Origin of the sequence: Streptomyces lothianensis, from assembly GCF_047779955.1 — a bacterium.
GTDB lineage: Bacteria > Actinomycetota > Actinomycetes > Streptomycetales > Streptomycetaceae > Streptomyces.
In genome coordinates this window covers 42,192-61,947 of record NZ_JBLMKT010000011.1, presented here as the reverse complement: position 1 = coordinate 61,947, position 19,756 = coordinate 42,192, and the positions used below count along the sequence as shown (strand labels likewise).

The 19,756-nt window shown below is 71.5% G+C and carries 18 protein-coding genes; 14 read left to right on the top strand and 4 right to left on the bottom strand.

Annotated features, from left to right (window positions below; genetic code table 11):
* Window positions 1-30 precede the first annotated feature (30 nt).
* The 4 genes from ACLF6P_RS01125 (at window position 31) to fbaA (ending at window position 3,732) form a co-directional block, all read left to right on the top strand.
* Window positions 31-909 carry an SRPBCC domain-containing protein gene (locus ACLF6P_RS01125; protein ID WP_415947369.1) on the top strand — a complete coding sequence of 293 codons (879 nt, stop codon included), beginning with the start codon at window positions 31-33 and terminating at the stop codon, window positions 907-909.
* 96 nt (window positions 910-1,005) lie between these two features.
* On the top strand, window positions 1,006-1,803 hold the full coding sequence (locus tag ACLF6P_RS01120) for an aldose epimerase family protein (RefSeq protein ID WP_415947368.1): 798 nt from the start codon (window positions 1,006-1,008) through the stop codon (window positions 1,801-1,803).
* A 161-nt stretch (window positions 1,804-1,964) separates the two neighbouring features.
* The gene (pyrE, locus tag ACLF6P_RS01115) at window positions 1,965-2,513 is read left to right on the top strand and encodes an orotate phosphoribosyltransferase (RefSeq protein WP_415947367.1); all 549 of its coding nucleotides are present in this window, start codon (window positions 1,965-1,967) and stop codon (window positions 2,511-2,513) included.
* A 196-nt stretch (window positions 2,514-2,709) separates the two neighbouring features.
* Window positions 2,710-3,732: a class II fructose-bisphosphate aldolase gene (gene fbaA / locus ACLF6P_RS01110; RefSeq protein ID WP_415947366.1), complete on the top strand. Its 1,023-nt coding sequence runs from the start codon at window positions 2,710-2,712 to the stop codon at window positions 3,730-3,732.
* Between the two features lie 89 nt (window positions 3,733-3,821).
* Here fbaA and ACLF6P_RS01105 read toward each other — a convergent pair whose 3' ends face one another.
* A complete protein-coding gene (locus ACLF6P_RS01105; RefSeq protein WP_415947365.1) occupies window positions 3,822-4,235 on the bottom strand; it encodes a DUF3151 domain-containing protein in 414 nt (137 codons plus the stop codon).
* 146 nt (window positions 4,236-4,381) lie between these two features.
* Between ACLF6P_RS01105 and ACLF6P_RS01100 the strand changes: the two genes are divergently transcribed.
* From ACLF6P_RS01100 to ACLF6P_RS01065, 8 genes are all read left to right on the top strand, one after another.
* On the top strand, window positions 4,382-5,320 hold the full coding sequence (locus ACLF6P_RS01100; protein ID WP_415947364.1) for a tryptophan 2,3-dioxygenase family protein: 939 nt from the start codon (window positions 4,382-4,384) through the stop codon (window positions 5,318-5,320).
* Complete coding sequence (kynU, locus tag ACLF6P_RS01095; RefSeq protein ID WP_415947363.1) at window positions 5,313-6,536, top strand: kynureninase; 1,224 nt, start codon at window positions 5,313-5,315, stop codon at window positions 6,534-6,536. The genes ACLF6P_RS01100 and kynU overlap by 8 nt, the downstream gene beginning before the upstream one ends.
* A gap of 255 nt (window positions 6,537-6,791) precedes the next feature.
* On the top strand, window positions 6,792-7,667 hold the full coding sequence (locus ACLF6P_RS01090; RefSeq protein ID WP_415947362.1) for an alpha/beta hydrolase family protein: 876 nt from the start codon (window positions 6,792-6,794) through the stop codon (window positions 7,665-7,667).
* Between the two features lie 20 nt (window positions 7,668-7,687).
* Complete coding sequence (locus ACLF6P_RS01085) at window positions 7,688-8,632, top strand: RNA polymerase sigma-70 factor (RefSeq protein ID WP_415947361.1); 945 nt, start codon at window positions 7,688-7,690, stop codon at window positions 8,630-8,632.
* A 121-nt stretch (window positions 8,633-8,753) separates the two neighbouring features.
* The gene (locus ACLF6P_RS01080; RefSeq protein ID WP_415947360.1) at window positions 8,754-9,947 is read left to right on the top strand and encodes an NAD(P)/FAD-dependent oxidoreductase; all 1,194 of its coding nucleotides are present in this window, start codon (window positions 8,754-8,756) and stop codon (window positions 9,945-9,947) included.
* 230 nt (window positions 9,948-10,177) lie between these two features.
* Window positions 10,178-11,707: a sensor histidine kinase gene (locus tag ACLF6P_RS01075; RefSeq protein WP_415947359.1), complete on the top strand. Its 1,530-nt coding sequence runs from the start codon at window positions 10,178-10,180 to the stop codon at window positions 11,705-11,707.
* A 32-nt stretch (window positions 11,708-11,739) separates the two neighbouring features.
* Window positions 11,740-12,426 carry a response regulator gene (locus ACLF6P_RS01070; protein ID WP_415947358.1) on the top strand — a complete coding sequence of 229 codons (687 nt, stop codon included), beginning with the start codon at window positions 11,740-11,742 and terminating at the stop codon, window positions 12,424-12,426.
* Window positions 12,427-12,729: 303 nt separating this feature from the next.
* On the top strand, window positions 12,730-13,944 hold the full coding sequence (locus ACLF6P_RS01065) for a cytochrome P450 (protein WP_415947357.1): 1,215 nt from the start codon (window positions 12,730-12,732) through the stop codon (window positions 13,942-13,944).
* 88 nt (window positions 13,945-14,032) lie between these two features.
* Here the strand turns inward: ACLF6P_RS01065 and ACLF6P_RS01060 are convergent, their stop codons facing one another.
* Entirely contained in the window at window positions 14,033-15,691 is a 1,659-nt protein-coding gene (locus ACLF6P_RS01060) for an ABC transporter permease (protein ID WP_415947356.1), read from the bottom strand.
* Window positions 15,691-16,686, bottom strand: a complete 996-nt coding sequence (locus ACLF6P_RS01055) for an ABC transporter ATP-binding protein (RefSeq protein ID WP_415947355.1) — start codon at window positions 16,684-16,686, stop codon at window positions 15,691-15,693. The genes ACLF6P_RS01060 and ACLF6P_RS01055 overlap by 1 nt, the downstream gene beginning before the upstream one ends.
* A gap of 92 nt (window positions 16,687-16,778) precedes the next feature.
* On the opposite strand from ACLF6P_RS01055, the gene ACLF6P_RS01050 reads away from it, so the two are divergent.
* Window positions 16,779-17,276, top strand: a complete 498-nt coding sequence (locus ACLF6P_RS01050; RefSeq protein WP_415947354.1) for a GbsR/MarR family transcriptional regulator — start codon at window positions 16,779-16,781, stop codon at window positions 17,274-17,276.
* Between the two features lie 15 nt (window positions 17,277-17,291).
* On the opposite strand, the gene ACLF6P_RS01045 is transcribed toward ACLF6P_RS01050, so the two are convergent.
* Entirely contained in the window at window positions 17,292-18,179 is an 888-nt protein-coding gene (locus ACLF6P_RS01045; protein WP_415947353.1) for a diacylglycerol kinase, read from the bottom strand.
* Window positions 18,180-18,363: 184 nt separating this feature from the next.
* Between ACLF6P_RS01045 and ACLF6P_RS01040 the strand changes: the two genes are divergently transcribed.
* Window positions 18,364-19,647, top strand: a complete 1,284-nt coding sequence (locus ACLF6P_RS01040; protein WP_415947352.1) for an adenylosuccinate synthase — start codon at window positions 18,364-18,366, stop codon at window positions 19,645-19,647.
* Window positions 19,648-19,756: the final 109 nt, after the last annotated feature.

Here is a 19,756-nt window from a genome sequence, read left to right as displayed (position 1 = left end):
GCGAGAACCCCGCCGGTAGGCTCGCGAGGCATGGAGTCCGAGGTGTTCGTTCCGGTGCCCGAAGCCGAACTGCGGCATGCCCTGGGGGACCCCGAAGCGGTCGCCCGGTCCGTTCCCGGGCTGCAGCGCGCGGCCGACGGCGGCCCGCTCGAAGGCCGCCTCAAGGTACGGATCGGCGGTCACACCATCACCTACCGCGGCACCGCACAGCTCACGGAACGCGGTGATGCTTACGCCATCGAGGGCGACGCCACCGAGGTACGCGGCTCCGGATCCGTGCAGCTCGCCCTCCAGCTGCGTCTCGTCCCGGGCGACGGCGGTACGACACTGGCGTTCAGCGGCGGGGCGAAGACCGAGGGGCGGGCGGCTCAGGCCGACACCGACGCGGCGGACTCGGCCGCGCGACGGCTGCTGCGGCGGTTCGCGGAGCGGTTGGGACAGGTGGCGGCGGAGGCGGATTCGGCAGCGGCAGGGGGCTCCGCTGCAGCAGCGAGTTCCGCTGCGGCCAGGGACGGCGGGGTCGCCGAGCCAGGCGAGTCGGCCGGACCTGGTGAGTCCGGCGAGTCCGGCGAGTCCGCCGAGTCCGCCGAGTCCGCCGACACCCCCACCTCCGCCTTCGACAGCGAGGTCCCCCCGCCCGCCTTCGCCCGCGACCAGCACGAGGCCCTGGCCGACGAGCTCGACGAGGTGTTCGGCGATGTGCCCGGTGAGGCCACGCACGCGCGGCGCACGATGATCGGCCGCAGCGCCGAGGAGGTCGACCACGCCCCGCCGCGCGGCCGCTACGCCCCGGTACCCGCACCGGACAGCGGCTCCGCGGCGGACACCCTGCGGTGGGTGGCCCCGGCGGCCGCGCTCGTCGTGGCCTCGGCCGTCGTCGTCGGCCGCATCCTGCGCCGTCGCCGCTGACGGCCGCCGACCGCCGACGCCCTCCGACGGCTGCTCACCGCCGACGGCCGCCGACCGCCGGGCATTGCCTCGTACCCACGGCCTAGAGTCGGGGGCGTGACAACAAAGGACGACATCACACTGGTCGCAGGCGCCGCGGAACTGACCGTGCAGGGCGCGGGCGGATGCCGGATCGGCTCGCTGCGGATCGACGGCACCGAGGTGCTGCGGCAGGGCGGCCACTACGGCTGCTTCCCGATGGTCCCGTGGTGCGGCCGCACCGAGAACGGCCGCTTCCTCTCCGGCGGCCAGACCTACCAGCTGCCCGTCGACAACCCGCCGCACGCGATCCACGGCACCGTACGGAACGCGGCCTGGCGCCTGGCCCGCTCCTCGGCGACCGAGGCCGTCCTCACATACGACCTGACCGACCCCTGGCCGTGGGACGGGCGCGTCACGCAGATCTTCGAACTGGCCGAGGACGGTCTGACGGTCACGATGGGGATCGAGACCTACGGGGAGTCCTTCCCGGCGCAGATCGGCTGGCACCCGTGGTTCAGGCGGGCCCTGCGCGAGGGCGGCGCCGAGGCCTCGCTCGCCTTCGAGGCGGCCTGGCAGGAGGAACGCGGCGAGAACCACCTGCCCACGGGCAAGCGCATCAGCCCGCAGCCCGGGCCCTGGGACGACTGCTTCGGGATGCCGGACGGGGTGGACGTCACGGTGACGTGGCCGGAGGAACTGGAGCTCCGGGTGCGCAGCCGGGAGCAGTGGGTCGTGCTCTACGACGAGCAGCCGGAGGCGCTCTGCGTCGAGCCCCAGACGGGACCGCCCAACGGCCTGAACACCCACCCCCGCCTGGTCACCCCGATCGACCCGCTGGAGGCATCGATGACGTGGAGCTGGCGCCGGCTCTGATCGGGGTCCGGGACCGGGACCGGGACCGGGGGCCTGAGGCCTGGGGCCTGGGGCCTGGGGCGTCAGCCCCGGAGTCCCGGACCGCCGCGGAGCAGCCCGCGGGGCGCAGCCCCGCGAAGGCACCCACGCAGGGGCGAACGGTGCCGGATACCCTGGCCACCATGAGTGACGTACGCGCGGCGCTGCTGCAGCAGATCAAGGACAAGGCCGTCGTGCACGGCAAGGTGACGCTTTCCTCCGGGATCGAGGCCGACTACTACGTCGACCTCCGCCGCATCACCCTCGACGGCGAGGCCGCCCCTCTCGTCGGCCAGGTGCTGCTCGACCTCACCGCCGACCTCGACTTCGACGCCGTGGGCGGCCTGACCATGGGCGCCGACCCGGTCGCCGGCGCGATGCTGCACGCGGCGGCCGCCCGCGGTCAGCGGCTCGACGCCTTCGTCGTGCGCAAGTCCGCCAAGGCGCACGGCCTGCAGCGCCGAGTCGAGGGGCCGGAAATCAAGGGCCGCCGCGTGCTCGTGGTCGAGGACACCTCCACCACCGGAGGTTCCCCGCTGACCGCCGTCGAGGCGGTACGGGAGGCAGGCGCCGAGGTCGTCGGCGTGGCCACGATCGTGGACCGGGCCACCGGCGCGGCCGAGAAGATCCGAGCCGGCGCCGACGTGCCGTACCTCTTCGCGTACGGCAAGGACGAGCTCGGGCTCGACTGAGGCATCCGCCGACCCCTTCCCCTGTTCCTCTGTTCCCCTGTTTCCTCTTTTTCCCGTCTCCGGGCGGGCTGGAGCAATTCGGCAAGTCTGGAAAGATGGGGTCGACGATGACGTCATCCCCTCAGTGACGGGGTTCCGGGCAGGCCGACTGCCGGGGACGCCAAGCACCCACACCGCGTACATCAAGGAGCGGCAGATGCCCATCGCAACCCCCGAGGTCTACAACGAGATGATCGACCGGGCGAAGGCAGGCAAGTTCGCCTACCCGGCCATCAACGTGACCTCCTCGCAGACGCTGCACGCTGCCCTGCGCGGCTTCGCGGAGGCGGAGAGCGACGGCATCATCCAGATGTCCACCGGCGGTGCGGAGTTCCTGGGCGGCCAGCACAACAAGGACATGGTCACGGGCGCCGTCGCGCTCGCCGAGTTCGCGCACGTCGTCGCCAAGAAGTACGACGTGACGGTCGCGCTGCACACCGACCACTGCCCGAAGGACAAGCTGGACACGTACGTCCGTCCGCTGCTCGACATCTCCGCCGAACGCGTGGCCCGCGGTGAGAACCCGCTGTTCCAGTCGCACATGTGGGACGGCTCCGCCGAGACCCTCGCCGACAACCTGGCGATCGGCCAGGAGCTGCTCGCGAAGGCCGCCGCCGCGAAGATCATCCTCGAGGTCGAGATCACCCCGACCGGCGGCGAGGAGGACGGCGTCAGCCACGAGATCAACGACGAGCTGTACACCACCGTCGACGACGCGCTGCGCACCGCGGAGGCGCTGGGCCTGGGCGAGAAGGGCCGCTACCTGCTCGCCGCCTCCTTCGGCAACGTGCACGGCGTGTACAAGCCGGGCAACGTCGTCCTCAAGCCCGAGCTGCTCAAGGAGCTGCAGGCGGGTGTCGGCGCGAAGTACGGCAAGACCTCGCCGTTCGACTTCGTCTTCCACGGCGGCTCCGGCTCCACGGCCGAGGAGATCAGCACCGCCCTGGAGAACGGTGTCGTGAAGATGAACCTCGACACCGACACCCAGTACGCGTTCACGCGTCCGGTCGCCGACCACATGTTCCGCAACTACGACGGCGTCCTGAAGGTCGACGGCGAGGTCGGCTCGAAGAAGACCTACGACCCGCGCACCTGGGGCAAGCTGGCCGAGGCGAGCATGGCATCCCGTGTCGTCGAGGCCTGCCAGGCGCTGCGTTCGGCGGGTACGAAGCTGAAGTAGGCCGCTCGCACCGAGGGGCCGCGAAGGGCCCGGGTTCCACGACTGGAGATGCTCTCCACGGCGGGAACCCGGGCCCTTTCGCGTATGTGTCAGGCCTTCAGCTGCTCGTAGGCCTCCTCGCTGCTGTCCCGCAGGAACTGCCAGCAGCGCTCGTGCTCGTCCTTCTCGTCGATCGCGCCGGCCGCGCGGGCCAGGGCGGCGAGGCAGCGCAGGAAGCCGCGGTTCGCCTCGTGGCTCCACGGCACCGGGCCGTGGCCCTTCCAGCCGGACCGGCGCAGGGCGTCGAGACCGCGGTGGTAGCCGGTGCGGGCGTAGGCGTAGGACTCGACGGTGCGGCCGCCGGCGAAGGCCTCGTCGGCGAGCAGGGCCCAGGCCAGGGAGTACGTGGGGTGGGCGGCGGCCACCTCGGCCGGGGTGGCCGTGTCGAGCTGGGCCTTCGCGGCCTCGTTCTCGGGCAGGTGGGTGGGGCCGGGGCCGCCGAGCAGGTTCTGATGCGTGTCCATGGCGGCCAGTCTGCCAGCACAGCGGCTGTGACCAGGCAGGTCTTGCCGATCCGGGGGAGGATTGCGGAGGATGCGGGTGGGGACCGGGGCCCCCGTGCCGGAATCGGCAGGGGCGGACCGCTACCCGAAGTACCGAGGAGACAGTGATGTCCCACGAGACCGCAGAGGCGGGAAACAGCCGGAGCCCGGAGAACCCGGAAACCCCGGAGACTCCCCAGGCCGCCCAGGCCGCCCAGGCCCCCGAAGCGCCGGAGACCCCGGACGCCCCGGACGCCCCGGAGACCCCGCATCTCGACTTCGCCGGCACCACGCCGTACGAGGACTACGTCCAGGCCGACGTCCTCACCCACCTGCAGAAGACCCTCTCGGACGACCCGGGCGAAATGGTCTTCCTGGTGACCACGCAGGTCATGGAACTCTGGTTCACGGTGATCGTCCACGAGTGGGAGACGGCCGCACGGGCCATCCGCGAGGACGAGCTGACCGTCGCGAAGGACGCCCTGAAGCGTTCCGTACGGGAGCTGGAGGCGCTGAACGCGTCCTGGACGCCGCTCAGCGGGCTCACCCCCGCCCAGTTCAACTCCTACCGCGCCGCGCTCGGCGAGGGCTCCGGGTTCCAGTCGGCGATGTACCGGCGGATGGAGTTCCTGCTCGGCGACAAGTCCGCCTCGATGCTGGTGCCGCACCGGGGCGCGCCGCGCGTCCACATGGAGCTGGAGAAGGCGCTGCACGAGCCCTCGCTCTACGACGAGGTGCTGCGCCTGCTCGCCCGCCGAGGCTACGCGGTCCCGGCCGCCGTTCTCGAACGCGACCTCTCGCAGAAGTACGAGCCTTCGGCCGAGGTGGAGGCCGTGTGGGCCGAGGTGTACGGCGGTGACCAGGACGGCGAACTGGTCCGCCTCGGAGAGGCGCTGACGGATGTCGGCGAGCTGGTGTGGCGCTGGCGCAACGACCATCTCGTCGCCACGCGGCGGGCGATGGGGTCGAAGACGGGGACGGGCGGCTCGGCCGGGGTCGCCTGGCTGGAGAAGCGGGCCCGCAAGAACGTCTTCCCGGAGCTGTGGACGGTGAGGTCGTATGTCTGAGCACACGCAGGTCTCGTTCGCCGCGAAGGCCGCGGAGCTGGACGCGGCCGATGAACTGGGCAAGATCCGCGAACAGTTCGTGCTCGACGCCGTGCCCGGTCACACGGCCGACGACGCGGGCGTCTACCTGGACGGCAACTCGCTCGGCGCGCTGCCCGCCGCCGTGCCCGCGCATGTCGCGGACGTGGTCGCGCGCGAGTGGGGACAGCTGCGGATCCGCTCGTGGACGGAGTCCGGCTGGTGGGAGGCGCCGGAGCGGATCGGTGATCTGATCGCGCCGCTCGTGGGGGCCGCCGAGGGCCAGATCGTGGTTGGTGACTCGACGAGCGTCAACGTGTTCAAGGCCGTGGTCGGCGCGGTGCGTCTCGCCGGTGCCGGGCGGGACGAGATCCTCGTGGACGAGGGGACGTTCCCGACGGACGGCTACATCGCCGAGTCGGCGGCCCGCCTGACCGGCTGCACGCTGCGGCCCGTGCCGGTCGACGAGCTCGCCTCGGCCGTGGGCCCGCGTACGGCGGCAGTGCTCGTCAACCACGTCGACTACCGCTCGGGACGGCTCCACGACCTGCCCGCCCTGACGGCCGCGGTGCAGGCGGCCGGGGCGCTCGTGGTGTGGGATCTGTGCCACAGCGCGGGCGCGCTGCCGGTCGGGCTCGACGCGCACGGGGTGGACCTGGCGGTCGGCTGCACGTACAAGTTCCTGAACGGCGGCCCGGGTTCGCCCGCGTACCTGTACGTGGCCGCCCGCCACCAGGCGGCCTTCGAGTCCCCGCTCCCCGGCTGGAACTCGCATGCCGAACCCTTCGGCATGCGACCGGAGTTCGTGCCGGTGGACGGTGCCAGGCGCGGGCGCGTCGGCACCCCGGACATCCTCTCGATGGCGGCGCTCGAATCGGCCCTGTCGGTCTGGTCGGGCGTGTCGGTGGCGGCGGTCCGCGCCAAGTCCCTCGCCCTGACGGACTTCTTCCTGGAATGCGTCAGCGCGTACGTCCCCGAGGGGCGGGTCTCGGTGCTCACGCCGCTCGACCACGACTCGCGCGGCAGCCAGGTGGCCCTGCGCTGTGATGACGCCTCCGCCGTCATGGAGGAGCTGATACGGCGTGGCGTGACCGGGGACTTCCGGGCTCCGGACGTGCTCCGGTTCGGCTTCACGCCGCTGTATCTGGGCTTCGCGGACGTGGAGCGCGCGGCGCGGGTGCTGGCCGAGGTCCTGTAGCCGGCGCCACCCGGGCGGACCACGGACACCGGACCGCGGACACCGGCCGCCGATTGACGGTACGCCGTCTCACCCGTGGGCGAGACGGCGTACCGCCGACACCATCAGGCCGTTCCCGCGCGCAGGCTCCGTTCGCGCAGACCCCGGTTTCCCCAAGCGGCGGGGGTGGGGAAAAATCGAGCCACTCGCGCCAGCGCGAACCAGACACCGTTCCGCGTCATGTCCGACGCCGCTCCGCGTCATGAAGGGCCCGCCATGTCCGACGATCCCAGTGCACGCGCCGCCGCCGAGGAGGCCTCGGCGTTCTCGCATCCGGCGGTGGATCCGGATGGTTCGGCGGCGTACGGCGAGCATCCCGATCAGGTCGTCGACTTCTACGCTCCCAGGGGGAGCACGCTCGGCCCGCTCGTGCCCCTGGTGGTGCTGCTGCACGGTGGTGCCTGGCGGGCTCCGTACGACCGGCGGCATGTCACTCCGCTGGCGGACTTCCTCGCCCGGCGGGGGTTCGCCGTGGCCAATGTGGAGTACCGGCGCGGGAGTTCGATTCCCGCGCAGGGCGGGGTGCATGTCGCGGGGCGCTGGCCGGAGACGTTCGACGACGTCGCGGCCGCGCTCGACGCGCTGCCCGGGCTGGTACGGGAGCATCTGCCGCAGGCGGATCCGCGGCGCACCGTGCTGACCGGGCATTCCGCGGGCGGGCAGCTCGCGTTGTGGGCCGCGTCCCGGCATGTGCTGCCGGAGGCTTCGCCGTGGCACGCGCCGTATCCGACGCATCTGCGGGGGGTCGTCGCGCTCGCGCCGATCGCGGATTTCGCGCTCGCGCGGGAGCTGCGGGTGTGCAATGACGCGACGGTGCAACTCCTGGGCGGCAAGGAGAAGTTCGAGGAGCGGGCCGCGCTGTCGGACCCCGCGGCGCTGCTGCCGAGCGGGATCGCGACGGTTCTGGTGCAGGGGCGGGAGGACGCGGATGTGCCGTTCGCCGTCGCGGAGGCGTATGCGGACGCCGCGGCGAAGAAGGGGGAGATCGTCGGGCTGACGCTGCTCGAAGGGGTCGGGCACTTCCCGTTGATCGATCCGGCCTCGGACGCGTGCGCGCTCGTCGCGGAGGAGATCGCCCAGCTCGCTTTCTGAGCGGGCGCTACGATCCGTTCATGCCGCTGATGACGACCGACGTGGACCGTTTCGAGGCCGCCCGCCCCCGCCTCGAAGCCATCGCCTACCGCATGCTCGGGTCGTCCGCAGAGGCCGAGGATCTCGTGCAGGAGACGTATCTGCGCTGGCAGGCCGCCGATACCGGGCGGATCGAGGTCCCCGAGGCCTGGCTGACCAAGGTGCTCACCAACCTCTGCCTCAACCAGCTCACCTCGGCCCGCGTCCGCCGCGAGACCTATGTCGGCCAGTGGCTGCCGGAGCCGCTGCTCGAAGGCGATCCGATGCTCGGCCCGGCGGACACGGCGGAGCAGCGCGAGTCCGTTTCGTATGCCGTGATGACGCTGATGGAGCGGCTGAGCCCCAACGAGCGCGCGGTGTACGTCCTGAAGGAGGCCTTCGCGTACGGGCACCGTGAGATCGCGGAGATCCTGGAGATCAGCGAGGCCGCGAGCCAGCAGGCGTTCAGCCGGGCGAGGAAGCATCTCGCGGACGGCCGGGCGCGCACCGAGATCGACGAGGCGGCGGCGCGGCGGATCGTCGAGGAGTTCCTTGCGGCCGCGACCAGCGGGCGGACCGAGCCGCTCGTGAAGCTGCTGACCTCGGACGCGATCGCGGTCGGCGACGGCGGCGGGAAGGTCCCGGCGAAGGCCACGCCGTTCGCGGGCGCGGTCGCGGTGGCGAAGTTCCTGCGCGGTCTGTTCAAGCCGACCGAGTCCAAGCGGAGGCTGCTCGGCGGCGCCGCGGAGGTGTATCTCTCGGGCGCCAACGGCGCCCCGGCCATCGTCGTCGTGGTGGAGGGGCGGGTCGTCGGGGTGATGTGCCTGGAGCACGCCGAGGGCGGGATCCTGGCGGTCCGCAGCCAGGTCAATCCGGACAAGCTGGAGCGCGCCACCGAGCTGTGGGGTGCGAGCGAGCATGGAGAACCCCTGTTCGCGGCGTTCTGAGACGGTCGTGACGGCCTGTGTCGCCGTGCGTGACGCAGGTCACATCAGGTTGCTGTCAGGTTTCCGCGGGCTGCCCGGTTCAAGGGGCACACCGCGAAGAGGAACAGACAGGAGCAGGGACATGACTGGAACCGGCAAGCACCGCATCGTCGTCCTCGGTGCCGGCTACGCGGGTGCCGGCGCCGCCGGCCGCCTCGCCAAGCGCCTGCACCGCGACGACGTGGAGATCACCCTCGTCAACGCCGAGCCCGACTTCGTCGAGCGGGTCCGCAACCACCAGCTCGCCGTGGGCCAGGACCTCAAGCACCGCCCCTTCGAGCCGATGTTCGGTCAGCTGGGGGTCCGGCTGAAGCTCGCGAAGGTGACCGCCGTCGAAGCGGACCGCAGGTCGGTGCGGTTGGCGGGGGCGGCGGGCGAGGAGGACCTCGCGTACGACACCCTCGTCTACGCACTCGGCAGCCAGATGAACGACCACGGTGTCCCCGGTGTCGCCGAGCACGCCCACGAGATCGCGAACCGGCCGGGCGCGCTGCGGCTGCGCTCGCGCCTCGCCTCCCTGGCGGCCGGAGAGAAGGTACTGGTCGTCGGCGGCGGGCTCACCGGTATCGAGGCCGTGACCGAGATCGCCGAGTCCCGCCCCGACCTCGATGTGGCGCTGGCCGCCCGCGGCGGTCTCGGCGACTGGCTCAGCGAGAAGGGCACGGCCCACCTGCGCAAGGTCTTCGGCAACCTCGGCATCACGGCGTACGAGAACACCCGGGTCGCCGCGGTCGAGCCCGGCCGGGTGAAGACGGCGGACGGCGAGCCGATCGCCGCCGAGGTCACGGTGTGGACCACCGGCTTCGCGGTGCACCCGCTCGCGCAGGCCAGCGGCCTGCGGACCACCGAGAGCGGGCAGATCATCGTCGACGACATGATGCGTTCGGTCTCGCACCCCGAGGTGTACGCGGTCGGCGACGCCGGGTACGCGATCGGCCCCGGCGACAAGCCGCTCAGGATGTCCTGCGCCTCTGGCACGCCGATGGCGTGGCAGGCGGCGGACGCGATCACGGCCGAGCTGACCGGCCGCAAGGAGCCGAAGCTGCCGGTGCGCTACTTCAACCAGTGCATCTCGCTCGGCCGCAAGGAGGGCCTGATCCAGTTCGTCACGGCCGACGACGTCTCGAAGGACCGGGTTTTGACCGGGCGGAAGGCCGCGGTCTACAAGGAGCTGGTCTGCAAGGGCGCGGCCTGGGGTGTGGCCAACCCGGGTGCGATGGTGCTGGCGCGGGGGCGCAGGGTGAAGGCCGCGGAGGCGGCTCCGGCCGCTGCGTGAGCGCTGCTGCGCGTACGCGTACGAGCGCCTGTACGGGTATCAGCATCGGTACGGGTACGGGTACGGGTACGGGTATGGGTATGGGTACGGGTACTGGACCGGGTCGGGAGGAGATCCCGGCCCGGTCCCGTGTGTACGCGAACCCCGTTCGCGTAGTACCTGAGACGGACCCCCGAGGATCCCGCCCGCAGCTGACGACACGGGGCGCGGCGGCGCATACCGTCGTCGGCGTGAACGAGACAGCGCACGAATCCTCGGGTGTCCGGGCAGGAGCCCACGCGGGAGCCGGGCCGGGAGCCCGCCCGGGCGCCGGGCCGGGTGCCCACCCCGGCCCCCACCCGGCCCCCGGTCCCGGCCCCCGCACCGAGGCCGGTCTCCTGCGCGGCGCCATCCGTGCGCTGCGCGCCGACCTGTTCGGCGGCGCGTTCGCCTTGCGTCCGCTGCCTCCGCTGGCGGCGGACCACCGGCTCCTTCGGCGGCTGCCCGAGCGGACCGTCCGGCGTGCGCGGTGGCTGCCGCACGGTGCCGTGGTGCTCGCCGCGGTGCTCGTCTTCCTCCTGGGTCTGGAACGCGGCAGTACCGCCGATTTCGAAGCCCTGCTCACCGGCCTGGCCGCCGCCGGTCCCGTGCTGCTCACGCTGACCCGCCCCATCGCGGCGTTCTGGGTGTCGATGGCGGTCAGTGCCTTCATGGTGGTGATCGGCGGCGCCGGGTACAGCGGGGTGTTTCCCTGGACCGTCGCCGGTTTCCTGTCTCACCTGGTCGTCATGACCCAGGTCGCCTTGCGCGGTCGGCCCCGGGTCGCGGCCGAGATGTGGCTGATCACCTTCGGCTTCGGCGCCGTCGTCGTCGGCTCCGCGGGGTACGGCGACGAGGCCCTGGTCGCGATGGTGATCTTCTCCGCCCTCTCCCTCTCGGCCGCCGTCGCCATCGGCGGCTGGAACACGGCGTGGCACGAAGTGGCCGCGAAGGAAGCCGAGGTGGCGGCCAAGGAGGCCGAGGTGGCCGCCAAGGAGGAGGACACGCAGGCCGAACGGTTCAAGCGGACCCGGCTCGAGGAGCGCACCAACATCGCCCGCGAGCTGCACGATGTCGTCGCCCATCACATGAGCGTCGTGGCGATCCAGGCCGAGGCGGCCCCGTACCGGGTGGAGAGTCCGCCGCCGGAGCTGGAGCAGGCCTTCGCGACGATCCGCGAGAACGCGGTCGCCGCGCTCACCGAACTGCGCCGCGTCCTCGGTGTCGTACGCGCGGAGGACTACGAGGCCCCGGACGCACCCCAGCCGACTCTGGCCGACCTGGACTCCCTTGTGCACAACGTGCGCGAGATCGGCCTGGTCGTGGACCTGACGGTGACGGGCGCGGTACGGGAACTGCCGCCGGGCGTCGAGCTCTCCGCGTACCGCATCGTGCAGGAGGCCCTCAGCAACGCGCTGCGGCACGCGCCGGGCGCGCAGGCGAAGGTCGAGGTGGCGTATGTGCTCGGCGGTCTCGGGCTGCGCATCGTCAACGGCCCCGCGACGGGCCTGGTGAAGGCCTCGCCCGGTGCCGGACACGGGATCACGGGGATGCGGGAGCGGGTGACGATGCTCGGCGGGGCGATCACGGCGGGCGGGAGCGGGGACGGCGGCTACGAGGTGAGCGTGTTCCTGCCGGTCGAGCACGTGGAGCCCGCCGAGGCGGAGGTCGGGGACACACAGGGCATACAGGGCATACAGGGCACGGAGGACACGCGGCGCATGGAGGGTGGCGCGGCGTGAGCGGCGTGAGTGACGCGAGTGACGCGAGGAGCGTGAGTGACGCGAGGGGCGTGAGCGGTATCCGTGTAGTGATCGTCGACGACCAGATGATGGTCCGCGAGGGCTTCTCCGTCCTCCTGAACGCGATGCCCGGCATCGAGGTCGTCGGCGAGGCGGTCAACGGCCGCGAGGCCATCGCCCGCGTCGCCGAACTGAGCCCGGACGTCGTCCTGATGGACATCCGGATGCCGGAGCTGAACGGCATCGAGGCGACCCGCGAGATCGTGGCCTCGGGGGCGGCGACGAAGGTCCTGGTCCTGACCACCTTCGACCTCGACGAGTACGTCTACGAGGCGCTGCGCGCGGGCGCCTCCGGCTTCCTCCTCAAGGACGCCTCCGCCCGCCAACTCGCCGAAGGCGTGCGGGTGGTGGCGGCCGGGGAGGCGCTGCTCGCGCCGACGGTGACGAAGCGGCTGATCTCCGAGTTCACGCGGCTCGACACCCGCACCGGGCTCAGGTCCCCGGCCATGGAGCAGATCGGGGAGCTCACGGAACGCGAGACGGAGGTGCTCGTCCTGATCGCGCAGGGCCTGTCGAACGCGGAGATCGCCGGGCATCTCGTCGTCGCCGAGTCCACGATCAAGACCCATGTCTCCCGCATCCTGGTCAAACTGGGCCTCAGGGACCGCACCCAGGCGGCGGTCTTCGCCTACGAGGCACGGCTGGTGACCCCGGGCTGAGCCCCGGCCGCGTACGACCGGGGCTTCGCGGCCCCCGGAGCGCGGAGCCCCGTACCGCCGGGGCATCCCCATCCGGCCGGGGCACTCCTGTACCGCCGAGGCCTCCCCGTGCGGCCGCCGGGCTCCTAGTGCCGCATCAGGGAACCTTTGCCCCGTCGCGACGCCCGGCACGCACTCTCGCCGCACGGGCCGAAAGCCCGAGTACGTCCAGTACGAGGACTTCCGGCCCGCACGCCGAGAGTACGCACCGGACGCCGCTCCTTGACGGGCAAAGGTTCCCTGACGCGGCACTAGAGTCAGGTCATGACGACGTCCGCCTTCGCCCCAGACTCCCGCGCGTTCGCCGCCGACCCCTACCCCGCCTACGCCGAGCTGCGTGCCGCGGGGCGGGCGCTGTGGTTCGAGCCGAGCCGGCAGTGGCTGATCCCGCACCACGCGGATGTGTCCGCCCTGCTCAGGGACCGCCGCCTCGGCCGGACGTATCTGCACCGCTTCACCCACGAGGAGTTCGGCCGCACGCCGCCCCCGCCGGAGCACGAGCCCTTCCACACGCTCAACGACAACGGCCTGCTCGACCTGGAGGCCCCGCGCCACACCCGGATCCGGCGCCTCGTCTCGAAGGCGTTCACCCCGCGCACGGTGCGCGAGCTCCAGCCGTACGTGACGGAGCTGGCCGGCACGCTGGTGTCCCGGATCGTGGCGAACGGCGGAGGCGATCTGGTCGCGGAGCTCGCCGAACCGCTGCCGGTCGCGGTGATCGCCGAGATGCTGGGGGTCCCGGAGAGCGACCGGCACCTGCTGCGCCCCTGGTCCGCCGACATCTGCGGGATGTACGAGCTGAACCCCGCCGAGGAGACCGCCCGCAGGGCGGTCACCGCCTCCCTCGAATTCTCCGCCTATCTGCGCGAGTTGATCGCGGAGCGGAGGAAGGACCCGGGTGAGGATCTGATCTCCGGGCTGATCGCCGCGTACGAGGAGGGCGACCGGCTCACCGAGCAGGAGATGATCTCCACCTGTGTGCTGCTGCTCAACGCGGGCCACGAGGCCACGGTGAACACCACGGGCAACGGCTGGCTGGCGCTCTTCCGCAACCCGGAGCAGCTGGCGGCGCTCCGCGCGGAGCCGGATCCCGGAATGTTGTCCACAGCTGTGGAAGAACTGATGCGCTACGACACCCCGTTGCACCTTTTCGAGCGCTGGGTCCTCGACGACATCGAGGTGGGCGGGGTCCGCATCCCGCGCGGCTCCGAGGTGGCGCTGCTCTTCGGCTCCGCCAACCACGACCCGGCGGTCTTCGCCGAGCCGGACCGGCTCGACCTGACGCGCGAGGACAATCCGCATGTCTCGCTCGGCGCGGGGATCCACTACTGCCTGGGCGGCCCGCTGGCCCGTGTCGAACTGGCCGCGTCCTTCGGGCAGTTGCTCGCACAGGCGCCTGCGCTCCGGCTCGCGGATGAGCCGGAGCGCAAGGACGGGTTCGTGATCCGCGGGTTGCGGTCGCTGCCCGTGGTGGTCTGACGGGAGCGGGGTGGATCGGCCGGTTGTCAGTGGGGGCCGATAGCCTTGAAAGGGGCTCGGCCCCCGGGCGGGAGGGGTCTGTCCGGCGTCACTTCGTCTCCAGGTCCCGCCTGCGGAAGCCCGCCAGGCCCGCCCACATCAGGGCCGCCGCGACCGCCGTCAGGGTGATCAGCGGGAGCCAGTCCATGTCCGCGGCCGGCATCCGGGGGACGTGGCCGAACGGGGAGAGGTTGTTCAGCCAGGCCGGGAACTGGAGGATCTGGCCGAGGTAGCCGACGACGAAGGCGTACACGGGGACGATCCACACCGCCGAGGTCGCCCGTGGGAACCAGCCGAAGAGGAGCACCCCGACCCCCGCGGTGACCCACATCGCCGGGGCGTAGGCGAGGGCCGCGCCGGTCAGGTCGAGGGCCATCGCGCCGTCGCCGGTCGAGCCTGCGCCCGCGAGGCCCAGGCCCAGGCCCGCCATGAGGAGGACGAGGGTGCCGCCGGACAGTGCCGAGACCAGGTGGCTGCCCACCCAGCGGGTGCGGGAGAGGCCGGTGGCGAGGAGCGGTTCGGCGCGGCCCGCGTTCTCCTCGGCGCGCGGCTTCAGCGCCGCCATCACCACGAAGACCGAGGACACGATCGCCAGGATGACCAGGACCATGGAGGCGAAGGACTCCGCGAGGCTCGCCCCGCCGATCCGGTCCAGGGCCTCCTTGATCTCCTCGACGTTGCCGAGCATGCCCTCGGCGTCGCCGAGGAGCGAGCCGTACATCGCACCGAAGAGGAGCATGCCGCACAGGAAGCCGATGAGCAGCCCGCGGTGCAGCCGCAGGGCGAAGCCGAGCGGGGTGGTCAGCCGGTCGCTCGCCGTCGCCGGGCCGAGCCGCGCGGCGCGCAGCCCGGCGCCGACGTCGCGCCGCGTGGACAGCCGGAAGCCGGTCCAGGCGAGTGCGCCCGCGGCGGCGAAGGTGAGCAGCAGTGGCCACCACAGGTTGTCCACGTATGGGTAGGTGCGCTGCACCCAGCCGATCGGGGAGAGCCACGACAGGACGTCGTTGCCGCCCGCGTCACCGGCGGCGCGCAGCGCGAAGGCGCTGCCGATGACGGTGAGCGCCATCCCGGAGGCGCCGCGGGTGTGGGCGGTGAACTGCACGGTGACCGCGGCGACGGCGGCGAAGAAGACGCCGATGGCGGTGTGGGTGAGCCCGTAGAGGAACGAACCGGCGGTGTCGATCCCGTCGACTCCGAGCGCGGGCAGCGTGACGGCGATCAGCAGGCCGAGGGCGAGGTTGACGATGACGGCGACGGTCAGCGCGGAGGCGAGGTGGGCGTGCCGTCCGACGACGGTGGAGCGCAGGAGTTCGGCGCGGCCGGTCTCCTCCTCGTTGCGGGTGTGCCGGGTGATGAGCAGGACGCTCATCAGGCCGACCATGACGGCCATGGTGCTGATCATCTGCTGGCTCAGCATCGAGCCGTAGTTGAAGTCCGTGAGGTAGTGGGCCGGTCCGGTCATGGACAGGGCGGCCGGGCTGTTCATGCTGTCCTTGAGCGCGTCGATGTCCGCCTGCGTCTTGTACAGCGTGCTGAAGCTGTTCGCGGTGGACACCGTGGTGATCCACAGCGCCAGGATCCACACCGGGATACGGATGCGGTCGCGGCGCAGGATGAAGCGGATGAGGCTGCGGGTTCCGGCCAGGTTGTTGCCGCCCGCGACCGGGGTGGCGGGCGCGGGGGCCTCGGCCTTGGTGGCGGTGGTCATCACTTGGCTCCGGTGGAGTGGCTCTTGCCGTCCTTGCTGTCCTTGCCGTCCTTGCTGCCGCTCTCGCCGTTCGAGTGGCTCCTGTCGTGTGCGTGGCCGCCGTTGGCCGCGAGTTCGTCGCCGTAGTGGCGCAGCATCAGCTCTTCCAGCGTCGGCGGGTGGCTGACGAGGCTGCGGATGCCGAACTCGGAGAGTTTGCGGACCGCGCCGTCGAGCTGGGCGCCGTCCACGGCGAAACGCACCCGGCCGTTCTCGGTCCGCACCTGGTGCACACCGGGCAGCGCTTCGATCCCGGCGGCGGGCTGCTCGGTCTCGGCCTCGATGGTCGTACGGGTCAGATGGCGCATCTCGCTGAGCGTGCCGGACTGGACGGTCCGGCCCTGGCGGATGATGCTCACGCGGTCACAGAGCTTCTCGACCTGGGCCAGGATGTGGCTGGAGAGCAGCACGGTCCTGCCCGCGGCCTTGGCCTCGCCGATGACGTCCTGGAAGACGACCTCCATGAGGGGGTCGAGTCCGGCGGTCGGCTCGTCGAGCAGGAGCAGCTCGGCGTCGGAGGCGAGCGCGGAGACGATGGCGACCTTCTGCCGGTTGCCCTTGGAGTAGGCGCGGCCCTTCTTGGTCGGGTCGAGGTCGAAGCGCTCGATCAGCTCGTCGCGCCGCGTCCGGTCGATGCCTCCGCGCAGCCGGGAGAGCAGGTCGATGGCCTCGCCGCCGGTGAGGTTCGGCCACAGCTCCACGTCGCCGGGGACGTAGGCAAGTCGCCGGTGCAGCTCCACGGCGTCGTCCCAGGGATGCCTGCCGAGCATCTGCACGGCGCCGGAGTCGGCGCGCAGGAGGCCCAGGAGTACGCGGATGGCGGTGGACTTGCCGGCTCCGTTCGGGCCGAGGAAGCCGTGGACCTCGCCCTGGGCGACGTCGAGATCGAGGCCGTCGAGAGCCTGCGTCCGGCCGAACGACTTGTGGAGTCCGGAGACCGTGATTGCCTTCGTCATGCTTCTGAACGTACGGTACGTTCACAAACTTGTGAAGTTAAGGAAGTGTATAAACTCTACGTCGGCGCCGTGACCAGGGGAGATGATCGAGGATGGCCGAGGCATCCGAGCCGCACGGGGCTGACGCGGCATGGTCCGACTTCGTGGAGAAGTTCGCGGCGCAGCTGGTGGAGGCCGGGATGCCCCGGATGCCCTCCCGGGTCTTCGCCGGGCTGCTCGCCTCGGACTCCGGTGTGATGACCTCCGCGGAACTGGGCGAGGCGCTGCAGGTCAGCCCGGCGGCGGTGTCCGGCGCGATCCGCTATCTCTCCCAGGTCCGGATGGTCTCGCGCGAGCGGGAACCCGGCTCCCGGCGGGAGCGGTACCGAGTGCACAGCAGCACCTGGTACGAGGCGCTGACCAACCGCGAGGCGATCCTCAAGCGCTGGGAGGCCACGCTCAGGGAGGGCATCTCGACGCTCGGGCCGGAGACGGAGGCGGGGCGGCGGATCGCGGAGACGCTGGAGTTCTTCACCTTCCTCGACAACGAACTGAGTTCCCTGATGGACCGGTGGCAGGCGCACAAGGCGCAGGTCTTCGGGGCGGGGTGAGTGCCCCGCCCGGTGTCAGCCGGGCAGCGTGAGCGTCCACGCCCCCGCCCGTACGCTCCACGTGCGGGTCCGCACCGGGCCCGCTGTCAGTGCGTCGGCGCGGTAGTGGAAGGACGGGCCCGAGACGGTGATCGTGTGGGCCGAGGCCCGCAGCGGTGGGCTCGCCGCGCCCAGTGCCGTGCGGCGGATCTCGACCTCGGCCCGGCCGTCGTGCGAGGCGGCGACCGAGACGTCCTCGACCGGCTGGTCCAGGTCGATCAGCGTCACCCCGTCCGCCTCCACCCGCAGCCGCGCGGGCCCGCCCGACGGCCCCGCGGCAGGCGGCGCCGGGTCCGGCGGCCCCGCGGCGGCCGGCGGTCCGGGAGCGGTCCGTACGAGCGTCCGTACCAGCGACTGGCAGGTCCGCAGCCCCGGCGCCCACCACGGATCGCGCCCCGCCGCACCGGCCGAAAGCACGGGAATGTGCAGGTCACCGAGGACCACGCCATCGCTGTCGTCCACGAGCAGATCGAGCTGCCGTGCCTGGCCGTCGAGCACCGCCGAGGCCGCCGCGACCGCCCCGCCCGGCACCCCGAGCCCCTGCGCGAGCCGGGTCGGCGCACCCACCGGGACCACCGAGAGCACGGACGAGGAGAGCTCCCGCTCCCGGTGCAGCAGCGAGACCGCCCGCAGCAGCGCCCGGTCGTCCCCGACGACCACGGGCCTGCGCGCTCCACGGCGCCTGAGCGCCCGGGCGAACTCCTCCGGCCCGTCCGGCAGGCACACCTTCACCGGGCCCGGGGAGCGCGCACAGAGCACGTCCCTGGCGATACGGACGGACTCCCCGTCCGCGCGCCGGGCGGCGGGATCGACAACGACAAGGAGCGGCTTGGAGCCGTTCGCAGCGGGTCCTTGAGCCGACACCTCGGTCCTTCCTCAAGGTACGGGGTAGCATCTTTGTGCAAGAGCCCCTTGCGCTATTGCGCCAGGGGTTTCGTCTATTCCGGGGCACCGGTCCGACGGGTGCGGCCAATGAAGTCCGCCAGGTGTACGCACGTGCGTACGCCCCTGACCTTGGACATGCCCCGCCCGGAAGGGGTGTACGCCTGTGCCCGCACTTGTGCTGCTCGGTGCTCAGTGGGGTGACGAGGGCAAGGGAAAGGCCACCGACCTGCTCGGCGGCTCCGTTGACTATGTGGTGCGCTACCAGGGCGGCAACAACGCCGGCCACACGGTGGTCGTGGGCGACCAGAAATACGCGCTCCACCTGCTCCCCTCCGGCATCCTCTCGCCCGGCTGTACGCCGGTCATCGGCAACGGCGTCGTCGTCGACCCGGCAGTCCTGCTCTCCGAGCTGAGCGGTCTGAACGAGCGCGGCGTCGACACGTCCAAGCTCCTGATCAGTGGTAACGCCCACCTGATCACGCCGTACAACGTCACCGTCGACAAGGTGACGGAACGGTTCCTGGGCAAGCGGAAGATCGGCACCACCGGCCGCGGCATCGGCCCGACCTACGCCGACAAGATCAACCGCGTCGGCATCCGCGTGCAGGACCTGTACGACGAGTCGATCCTCACCCAGAAGGTCGAGGCGGCCCTCGACACCAAGAACCAGCTGCTCACCAAGGTCTTCAACCGTCGTGCCATCGAGACGGACAAGATCGTGGAGGAGATGCTCCAGTACGCGGAGCAGATCAAGCCGTTCGTGGCCGACACGACGCTGATCCTCAACGACGCCATCGACGACGGCAAGGTCGTCCTCTTCGAGGGCGGCCAGGGCACGCTCCTCGACGTCGACCACGGCACGTACCCCTTCGTCACCTCCTCGAACCCGACCTCGGGCGGTGCCTGCACGGGCGCCGGCGTCGGCCCGACGAAGATCAACCGGGTCATCGGCATCCTCAAGGCGTACACGACCCGCGTCGGCGCAGGACCGTTCCCGACCGAGCTGTTCGACCAGGACGGCGAGGACCTGCGCCGCATCGGCGGCGAGCGCGGTGTGACCACCGGCCGCGACCGTCGCTGCGGCTGGTTCGACGCGGTCATCGCGCGTTACGCGACCCGCGTCAACGGCCTCACGGACTTCTTCCTCACCAAGCTCGACGTCCTCACCGGCTGGGAGCAGATCCCGGTCTGCGTCGCGTACGAGATCGAGGGCAGGCGGGTGGAGGAACTCCCGTACTCCCAGACGGACTTCCACCACGCGAAGCCGGTCTACGAGTACCTGCCGGGCTGGTCCGAGGACATCACCAAGGCCAAGACCTTCGCCGACCTCCCGAAGAACGCCCAGGCCTATGTGAAGGCCCTGGAGGACATGTCGGGCGCCCCGATCTCCGCGATCGGCGTGGGCCCGGGCCGGACCGAGACGATCGAGATCAACTCGTTCCTGTAGAGACCCGATTGCATACCGAGGGGGCGGGCCTGCGTGACTGCGGCTCGCCCCCTTCGGCGTACTGGCCCACCTGCGGCATGTACACAAGATTAATCTTCTGCCATCATGA